The organism is Microbacterium sp. MPR-TSA4 (assembly GCF_058792815.1).
This window is the reverse complement of sequence record NZ_JBXAFF010000096.1, coordinates 1-1,031: the sequence shown is the minus strand read 5'-3', so window position 1 is coordinate 1,031 and position 1,031 is coordinate 1. Positions and strand designations below refer to the sequence as shown.

The following is a 1,031-nucleotide window of genomic DNA, read 5'->3' as shown; positions in this document are numbered from 1 at the left end:
GAAGGGCATCGCCGGGGGCATGCCGCTGGCGGCGGTCACCGGTCGCGCCGAGATCATGGACGCGACCCACGGCGGCGATCTCCAGCGACGCGAACCGGGGGATCGGGCCGAGCTCGATCGTGCCCAGCCCGTCCGGCAGCGGAACCGGGGTGCCGGGGACCAGCTGCAGGGCGGGGGTGGGGGTGCCGCGCCCGGCGATCTGGGTGAGGGTGCTGGTATCCAGTGCGTACACCGACACCGGGACCCCGGTGTTCAGGCCCAGGTCGCCGACGTACACGTTGAAGGTGACGACCGGGTCCAGCAGGTCCGGGTAGCTGGACGCGAACGCCCCAGAGGCGGTGGTCGCGCGGGTGGGGTACAGCATCCCGACCAGGCCGACCTGCTCGGCCAGCCCGTCGGGAATCTTCACGATCCCCAGGCTGGTCAAATTCGCGTCCTGCGGCAGGAACGGGACCGTGTCACTGAACACGATCTTCCCGGCCGGGTTTCGGACGGTGAGGCTGGGGGCGTACCCGTTGCCGAGCAGGTAGATGTCGGTGCCGGCCACCGGCAGCGGCTCGTTGACCCGGATGCTGGAGGCCTGCCGGGTGCCGCCTGTGGTGGTCGTGACCTGCGCGTCGAAGCTCTTCGGCATGCCGAGCGCGTTGACGTTGTCCAGGACGTAGTCGACGCGGAACCGGTCCAGGGTGAGGGAGAACGTCGGGATCTGCGTGTCGGTGATGAACCGGCCGGCGGTGAACGAGTCGTACGCGATCCGGGTGGACGCGAACGTCTGCCCCTCCACCAGCACCCGCTGCCCGGTGAACCGGAACCCGCCGCCGACGCCGACCACGACCAGCACCGCCAGCAGCGCCACGTGGAACAGCAGGTTCCCGGTCTCCCGCAGGTAGCCGCGCTCGGCTGCGACCGAGTCCCGTCCGTCGTCGCCGCGGACCCGGCGGGTGCGGTACCGCTGCCGACGCAGCGCCTTCTCGGCCGCGTCCAGGACCGCACCGGGGGGCGTGTCGGGGAGGAGGCGGCGGGTGTGGGCG

Annotated in this window: 1 pseudogene; it reads right to left on the bottom strand. The window is 71.7% G+C overall.

Annotation, left to right across the window (positions count from 1 at the left end):
• Positions 1-253: 253 nt before the first annotated feature.
• A pseudogene (locus tag AC1Q49_RS16230) lies at positions 254-964 on the bottom strand (cytochrome c biogenesis ResB family protein); the annotation flags it as partial.
• Between the last annotated feature and the right edge of the window lie 67 nt (positions 965-1,031).